Source organism: Clostridium sp., assembly GCF_029258205.1.
GTDB lineage: Bacteria > Bacillota > Clostridia > Clostridiales > Clostridiaceae > Sarcina.
Genome location: NZ_JARHZJ010000107.1, coordinates 1 through 4,311, shown reverse-complemented (window position 1 = coordinate 4,311; position 4,311 = coordinate 1). Strand labels below are relative to the sequence as shown.

Annotated in this window: 4 protein-coding genes, 1 tRNA gene and 1 pseudogene; 1 reads left to right on the top strand and 5 read right to left on the bottom strand. The window is 26.9% G+C overall.

Going from position 1 to position 4,311, the window contains the following annotated elements:
- Positions 1-7: 7 nt before the first annotated feature.
- Positions 8-82, bottom strand: a tRNA-Glu gene (locus Q1J60_RS12925).
- A 183-nt stretch (positions 83-265) separates the two neighbouring features.
- Positions 266-850 (bottom strand): hypothetical protein, encoded by a 585-nt coding sequence (locus tag Q1J60_RS12920; protein WP_300263069.1) that lies wholly within the window; start codon positions 848-850, stop codon positions 266-268.
- 314 nt (positions 851-1,164) lie between these two features.
- Here Q1J60_RS12920 and Q1J60_RS12915 point away from each other — a divergent pair, with 314 nt between their 5' ends.
- The gene (locus tag Q1J60_RS12915) at positions 1,165-2,412 is read left to right on the top strand and encodes a BaiN/RdsA family NAD(P)/FAD-dependent oxidoreductase (protein WP_300263067.1); all 1,248 of its coding nucleotides are present in this window, start codon (positions 1,165-1,167) and stop codon (positions 2,410-2,412) included.
- Positions 2,413-2,532: 120 nt separating this feature from the next.
- Here Q1J60_RS12915 and Q1J60_RS12910 read toward each other — a convergent pair whose 3' ends face one another.
- From Q1J60_RS12910 to Q1J60_RS12900, 3 genes and pseudogenes are all read right to left on the bottom strand, one after another.
- The gene (locus Q1J60_RS12910) at positions 2,533-3,291 is read right to left on the bottom strand and encodes an acyl-ACP thioesterase domain-containing protein (RefSeq protein WP_300263065.1); all 759 of its coding nucleotides are present in this window, start codon (positions 3,289-3,291) and stop codon (positions 2,533-2,535) included.
- Between the two features lie 21 nt (positions 3,292-3,312).
- Positions 3,313-4,053: an acyl-[acyl-carrier-protein] thioesterase gene (locus Q1J60_RS12905; RefSeq protein WP_300263063.1), complete on the bottom strand. Its 741-nt coding sequence runs from the start codon at positions 4,051-4,053 to the stop codon at positions 3,313-3,315.
- Between the two features lie 133 nt (positions 4,054-4,186).
- Positions 4,187-4,311 (bottom strand): annotated as a pseudogene (locus Q1J60_RS12900) (NADH peroxidase); the annotation flags it as partial.

The window sequence follows — 4,311 nt, the reverse complement described above, 5'->3', positions numbered from 1 at the left end:
ACCATGTTGGTGACCCCTAGGGGAATCGAACCCCTGTTACCACCGTGAAAGGGTGGTGTCTTAACCGCTTGACCAAGGGGCCACATTAACTCTTAAAACCACATCATTTTTGACCAGTTTTAGCTTTAAACTAAATTTGTTTATTTTGTTTTTCGTCTTTCGCACTTGGCGACCTGACAAGGAATATAATACCCAAAAACTAAAGTTATGTCAACACTTTTTTTAGCCATTTTATCTAATTTACAGTTATTAAATCAAATTATGATTATAATTCGCCATCTAACTCAAAATTACTCTTTTTTTCTATTTTTTCAACTATTTTTTTATAAATATTTAATTGTCTTTCTCTCCAAGTTATTTGATTATTTAATTTTCCTATATTAAAATAACACATTTTAATGAATTCTGCTTCTTCTAAGACCTTAATATTAAACTTATAACTATCTTCTCTAAAATTTCTTCCAATTGCTTCAATTTTTATTGGATATCTATCATTTAGGTATATCAATATCTCTTTATCCCAAATTCCTCTTTTACTAGTTGATTTAGTAAAATCATTTAAAACTTTTAATGATTTCACTTCCTCAATAGATTCTTCAATAGATTCAATTATACCTTTGTAAAACAATGCTGATGTTCCTCTATTTATTTTTATTTTTAATAAATCAATATATTTTTTAATTATATCATCAACCTCTCCTTCTGAAATTAGTTCCCCATCATCTATTTTAAAAGTTTTTATTCCAGAATTATTTTGATAATTTACAACTACTTGATCATAATTCATTCTTCTAATCTTTAATTCTGTATTATACCCATCTATATTTTCATTTGTAATTCTAAATTTCATAATGCTCACCTCACCATTTAGTATTACTCTTAAAATATAATAATATAACTTTATGATTTCTAATGTATTAATACTTAATCTCTAGCCACTTAGAATTTATTATTTAAATAAATATATTTAATACTTAATTTATCTTTTAAAATAAGATAAATTAAGTAACTTCAAAATTTAAAATTTCTTATATTTAAGTATCTATTACTAGTCAAATATGATACAATTCAAACTTAGAAATGTTATGATTAAATATATAAGAATTTCAGAAAATTATTTTTGATTATTAATATATACAAATTTAGAAGGGAGAAATTAAACTTATGATATACCATGATGTAGTTATTATAGGAGGCGGAGCTTCTGGTATGACAGCTGCAGTAACAGCAAAAGACTTTGGATTAGATATTGCTATAGTTGAAGGAGCAGACAGAATAGGTAAAAAGCTTCTTACTACTGGAAACGGTAGATGTAATATAACAAATTCATTAATAAAATTTCCATTTACAAACTTTCATAGTACAAATGATGGATTTTTTATTAAATCTTTAAATAAATTTTCTGTAGAAGACACAAAAGCTTTTTTTCTTAATCTAGGACTACCAATAACAGAGCTTGAAAAAGGAAAAAATTATCCTCAATCTTTACAAGCATCCTCTGTTTTAGATATCTTAAAACTTGCCTTAGAGGAACGTGAAATTCCTATTTATAATTCTTATAAAGTAAAATCTATCCACAAATCTAAGGGAAAATTCACTTTATCCACAGGAAATGAGGATTCACCTGTGATTAAGTGTAAAAAATTAATAATGGCTTGCGGCGGAAAGTCTGCCCCTAAAACAGGTTCTGATGGCTCAGGATATAATCTTGCAAAAAGTCTAGGTCATTCTATTATTGAACCTAATCCAGCTATCGTACAGTTAAAATTATCTCACAATAAACTTAAAGCTTTATCAGGAATAAAATTTAATGGTTATGCTGAAGTTTTGTGTGATGGAAAAAGTATTAGAAAAGAATTTGGAGAGATTCTTTTTACAGACTACGGAATATCCGGTCCTCCAATATTACAAATATCTAGGGAAGCTTCCTTAGGATGTTTTAAAGGTAAAGAAGTTAAAATCTTAATTGATATGATGCCTGATAAATCATTAAAGGAATTAGAAGATTTTTTAGAAGGACATTTTGCTATTTTTTCTTGTAGAGAAGTTATAAACTCACTTATAGGCGTTATTAACAAAAAAATGATACCTATATTATTAAGAGAAGCAGGTATAGATAATTTACATAAACCATGTTACGAACTTACTTGGAAAGAAAAAAAGAACTTAATAAACCTTATGAAATCTTGGGAATTTAAATGTATTGGAACAAATGGATTCCAAGCTGCTCAGGTAACTACTGGTGGAATAAATACAATGGAAGTTGATTCTGAAACTCTTCAATCAAAATTAGTAGATAATCTTTATTTTTGTGGTGAGTTATTAGATGTAGATGGAGATTGTGGTGGATTTAATCTTCAATGGGCTTGGAGTTCTGGATTTAATGCTGCACTTTCTTGCACACTTAAGTAATATATTTTCTATTTATAATATAAGATTTTTTAAATAGACAAAAAATTATTTTTATATAATAAAAAACCCTTGGTATAACTAGACTACAAATTCCTAGCTATACCAAGGGTTTTATTACTCTTAAAACTCTTTTTTCCAAATTGTTTCTATTTCGGCCGAAACTTCTCCTAATCTATTATTTACAATCTTGTAAAGACACTTATAACCTTCTTCAATCTCATCCCATTGGCATATAATATTTACATCATCTCCAATTCTAACTTCCTTCTCATACTTTATTTTAGCTGATATAAGGCTATATTCATCTAAAATGCACTCAGGAGTAGACTCCATAGTCCACTCTAAGTATTTAGTATTATTAACATGCTTATTAAAATCTATATCACTTCTTCTTACAGAAATATTTGATTCTAAGTCTTCTCTAATTAATTTTTCCACTTTAGTTGATTTTAACTCTACTTCTCCAGTATCACTCATATTTATTAACTCACAATACTCCTTAGGAATTCTAACAGCTCTACGCTTCTCTAAATCTATTAATAAGAAAATTATCTTTCCTTCAGCCACGAGTTCATTTTTTTCATTGTAAACTTTATATACTCTACAAGCATAGAATTTCTTTATTCCTTCTAAATAAGTTTCTACATTAATTGAGCTTTTATATAGTATTGGCTTTTTTATATCTATTGAATAACTATAAATAATCCAACTTAACTCATGATTCTTTAAGTACTTAATTCCTTCATAAGATAACTCTTCTTCATGTATTGCAGATACATCACCAAAAATTTTCATAAGTTGAATCATTCTTATGTTTTTATTAATATCTGAATCATAATATAATACATCATATTTTTTTATAAATTTATTTTCACTCATAATTAATTCTCCTAAAAAATTTTAATACCAATAAGTTTCTGCTAAAGTAATACTTTCTCCATCTTCATTTTCTACTTTATGAAGAACCTTTACTTCATCTTCACCTCTAATTATTTTTGACTTTATAATTACATTATGACCATATGTAATTTCTTTTTCAAATTTTATTTTTATTTTTTTCATTTTATAATTCAGAACAATATCAACTGGTACTGTTTCTAAAATCCACTCTACATACTTAATATTACTTACATGCATATTTAAATCTATATCTAAATATCTTATGTGAAATTTCATTTTTAAATCTTCTTTATCAAATTTCTCAAAGTTTAATTTTTTTCTTAATACTTTTGAATCCTCTTTGCTTAACCCATGAATCTCATATTCCTTATCACCTATTCTAGCTGGTCTTCTAGTTTTTTTGTTTATTAAAAAGGCTAATATATCTGCTCTAGCTACTAAAGTTCCATCCATATCATAAGCTTCAAATACTCTGTTAGAATAAAACTTCCTTATAGATTCAACATAAGTCTTTACTTTAACTTTTTCTCTATACCTTGGATATCTATTCACTATTATTTCATAATCAAAAAATACCCAGGTAGTTTCACTACTATTATCTGCATAATTCATTGAATTTTCTTCTTCTTGACTTAAGCAACAGTCTGAAAAAAAGTTCATCATTGAAGTTATCCTACAATCTTTTCTTCCATTTGTTTCTCCATAAGTAACTTCATAAACTTTTTCATAAGCTTTCCCCATTTTAATCACTCCTCATTTGGAAGTATATCAAATCAAAAAATACCTTTCAAACTAGAAAAACACCACTAAACTAGGTGTTTTAGTGGTGTTTTTCTTTATAAATATATCAATACAAATAATTTGTGATGGACTCTTATTTAAAGTATCTTTTTAATAATCCAGCGAAAGCTTTTCCGTGTCTAGCTTCATCTTTACACATTTCATGAACTGTGTCGTGGATTGCATCTAAGTTTAATTGTTTAGCTAAAGTAGCTAAGT